The 3,063-nt window shown below is 72.2% G+C and carries 4 protein-coding genes; 1 reads left to right on the plus strand and 3 read right to left on the minus strand.

Annotated features, from left to right (window positions below):
- Positions 1-25: 25 nt before the first annotated feature.
- Together PMI01_RS19465 and PMI01_RS19470 are read right to left on the minus strand one after the other, a co-directional pair.
- A complete protein-coding gene (locus tag PMI01_RS19465) occupies positions 26-328 on the minus strand; it encodes a hypothetical protein (protein WP_007672881.1) in 303 nt (100 codons plus the stop codon).
- A gap of 172 nt (positions 329-500) precedes the next feature.
- Positions 501-1,091, minus strand: coding sequence for a TetR/AcrR family transcriptional regulator (locus PMI01_RS19470; protein ID WP_007672882.1), 591 nt, complete (start codon positions 1,089-1,091; stop codon positions 501-503).
- Positions 1,092-1,185: 94 nt separating this feature from the next.
- Here PMI01_RS19470 and PMI01_RS19475 point away from each other — a divergent pair, with 94 nt between their 5' ends.
- Positions 1,186-2,190 carry an NAD-dependent epimerase/dehydratase family protein gene (locus PMI01_RS19475; protein ID WP_007672883.1) on the plus strand — a complete coding sequence of 335 codons (1,005 nt, stop codon included), beginning with the start codon at positions 1,186-1,188 and terminating at the stop codon, positions 2,188-2,190.
- 193 nt (positions 2,191-2,383) lie between these two features.
- Here PMI01_RS19475 and PMI01_RS19480 read toward each other — a convergent pair.
- The coding region (locus tag PMI01_RS19480; RefSeq protein WP_035037250.1) for a TolC family protein at positions 2,384-3,063 on the minus strand (680 nt) is incomplete at its 5' end.

Below are 3,063 nucleotides of genomic sequence, written 5' to 3' on the forward strand. Positions count from 1 at the left end.
CTCTCCCTCTGGGAGAGGGTTCGAGTTAGCGCCGCCGGCGGGCCTTGAGCTGTTCGAGCGCGCGCAGGGCGTGTTCGGCCTGGGTCAGGACCGCGGCCGAACCGGTCGGGGCCGCCGCCGGGGCCGGCTTGGGGCGGCCAAGGCCGACCAGGGCCGCGACCTTGCGGGCCACGGCGGCCAGTTCGCCGCAGGCCTTGGCCTTGTCGCGGGCCTGGCGGATGGCGACGGGGTCGTCGCTGCTCTCGATGGTCGCCCAGGCCGCGTCGATGGCGGCCATCAGCTTGGCTTGCAGGGTCTCGCACCAGGCGGGGATGGTGGTTTGGGTCATGGACACAGTGTGCGACCGCCGTGGAGGGTGAGGACGGGAAACGTGCGTTTCTGTGTAAGGCGTTGATCAGGTTCGGCTTTGGTTTCGAGATCGCGGGGATAGACGCGGCGCTGTCGGGGACAGGCCCATGGGCCTGTCCTCAGCCGAGCCCTGTGGATAACTTTTCGAGCCCTTAGCGAACCCCGTCGATCAGCGCCTGGAACACAGGCGCCAGGATCGCCACCAGCGCCTCGGGGTCGGCGTTCGCCAGGGTCGGCAGGGCGATCATCTGCCGCATCACCTGCACCCCCGCGACGATCGCCAGGATCACCGCCGCGCGCTCGGCCGCCAGGTCGCCGCCGAGGGCCGAGGCCATGGCCCGCTGATGGATGGCCTCGATCTGTTCGCGGCTGATCTCGGCCGCCCGCCGGCTGGACGCGGAGTGGAACATCACCAGGAAGCCGTCGAGGGGCGTCTGGTCCGCGCCCGACAGCCCGACCAGGCGGCGGGCGATCGCCTCGCCCGTCGGCGCGCGGACGAAATCATCGGTCAGGATCACCGGATCGGCCATGGTCGCGGCGACGACCTCGGCGAACAGCTGCTCCTTCGAGCCGAAATAGCGGTTGACCAGCATGGCGGTCACCCCGGCCCCGGCGGCGATCTCGCGCACCCCGGCTCCGTCATAGCCCGCCCGCGCGAAGGCCGATCGCGCCGAGGCCAGGATCGCCGCGCGGGTGGCGGCCGCGTTGCGGCTTCGAGCGGGAGCGGCGTCGTCGATCGGCATGGGCGCTGCCTATGTATACGAATGTAGACTTTATCGTTCGTCGCCAGTATACGACCGTAGACATGCGGCGCAACGACGCCCGAAGGAGATCGCCATGGAAATCGTCCTCGTGACCGGCGGGACCGGCTTCGTCGCCGGCTGGTGCGTCGTCGACCTGCTGCGGCGCGGCTACGCGGTGCGCACGACCGTGCGGAACCTCTCGAAGGCGGAGGCGGTGCGGGCGGCCATCGCGACGGCTGGCCAATCGGACGACAACCTGACCGTCGTCGCCGCCGACCTGACCCACGACGAGGGCTGGGACGTCGCCATGGCCGGTTGCGACTACGTGCTGCACGTCGCCTCGCCGCTCGGCGGCGGCGCGGCCCGCGACGAGGCCCTGATCGCCCCCGCCCGCGACGGAACCCGGCGGGTGCTGCGCGCCGCGACCGCGGCCGGCGTCAAGCGCGTGGTGATGACCTCGGCCGCCGCGACCGCCCGCCCGCGGCTGGGCTCGGGAACGGTGAGCGACGAAACGATCTGGGCCGATCCCAGCGACCCGCAGTTCGACGCCTACCGCCGCTCCAAGATCCTCGCCGAGCGTGGGGCCTGGGACTTCATGGGCGGTCATCGCGGGGCGACCACCCTGACCACCATCCTGCCCGGCGCGGTGTTCGGGCCGGTGCTGAGCGGGGACAATCTCGGCTCGGTGCGGATCATCCAACAGCTGCTCGAAGGCCGTCCTTCGGGCCTGCCGCGCCTGGAATTCAACATCGTCGACGTCCGCGACCTGGCCGACCTGCACATCCGCGCCATGACCGCGCCGCAGGCCGCCGGCCAGCGGTTCCTGGCCATCGGCGAGGCGATGTGGATGGCCGACATCGCCGGGGCTCTCCGCGCCCGGCTGGGCGCGCGCGCCAGCAAGGTTCCGACCCGCGACCTGCCGGACATCGCCGTCAGGCTGTTGGCGCTGCTGGTTCCGCACCTGCGGATGCTGACCCCGGTGCTGGGGCGGCGGAACCCGGTGAGCTCGGACAAGGCGCGGCGGATGCTGGGCTTCTCGCCGCGTCCGGCGGCGGAGACGGTGACGGACTGCGCGGAAAGCTTGCTGGTCCGCCCCTAGGGTTCGGACTCAATTGGCGCTTCCCCCTTTGTTGTCATCCCGGCTGTAGCGAAGCGAAAGGCCGGGACCCAGGGCAACCGCACTGCACCGGCCCCTGGGTCCCGGACAGCCTCTGCGAGGCTTCCGGGATGACAACCCGATTTAGGGCGCTGATATCTTGAGAGTATTTCGATACGCCAATTGAGTACGACCCTTAACGCGCGCTGACCACCGTCCGCACCGCCGGCGCGTTCTCCCAGCCCCCGCCCAGGGCCAGGAACAGGTTGACCTGGTCGGCCGCCAGGGCGCCGTCCGAGGCCGCCAGGGCCGCCTCGGCCGTGGCCAGGGTGCGCTGGGCGTCGAGGCCGGTGAGGTAGGGACTCTTGCCGGCCCGGTAGAGGGTCTGGGCCTGGCCCTCGGCCGTCGCCGCCTCGTCGCGCGCCGACCTCAGGGCGGCGTTGCGGTCCAGTTCGCGGGCGTAGACGGCCAGGCTGGTCTCGGTCTCGCGCAGGGCGTTCAGCACCACGCCGTCGAACCGCGCCAGGGCGGCGTCGGCCCCGGCCTCGGCCCCGCGGATGCGGGCGTGCTCGCCGGCGCCGGGCAGGGTCCAGCTGATCAGCGACGACAGACTCCAGCGGTTGGCGGCCGGCTGGCCGATGTCGGCGAGCAGGCCGGTGGAGCCGGCGCCCAGGCCGAACGAGACGCTGGGGTAGAGGGCGGCGGTCGCCACGCCGATCCGCGCCGTGGCTCCAGCCAGGCCGCGCTCGGCCGCGCGCACGTCGGGCCGGCGTTTCAGCAGGGCCGCGCCGTCGCCGACCGGCAGCGGTTGGGAAAGACGCGGCGGGGCCATGCAGGCCTCGACCGCCCTGGGAAACTCGGCGGGCGTCCTGCCGG

It is taken from the genome of Caulobacter sp. AP07 (assembly GCF_000281955.1).
In the GTDB taxonomy this organism is placed as follows: Bacteria; Pseudomonadota; Alphaproteobacteria; order Caulobacterales; family Caulobacteraceae; genus Caulobacter.

Bases quoted from the DNA above. Each gene is read 5' to 3' on its own strand.
- PMI01_RS19465 (WP_007672881.1), bottom strand. From the start codon at position 328: ATGACCCAAACCACCATCCCCGCCTGGTGCGAGACCCTGCAAGCCAAG.
- PMI01_RS19470 (WP_007672882.1), bottom strand. From the start codon at position 1,091: ATGCCGATCGACGACGCCGCTCCCGCTCGAAGCCGCAACGCGGCCGCC.
- PMI01_RS19475 (WP_007672883.1), top strand. From the start codon at position 1,186: ATGGAAATCGTCCTCGTGACCGGCGGGACCGGCTTCGTCGCCGGCTGG.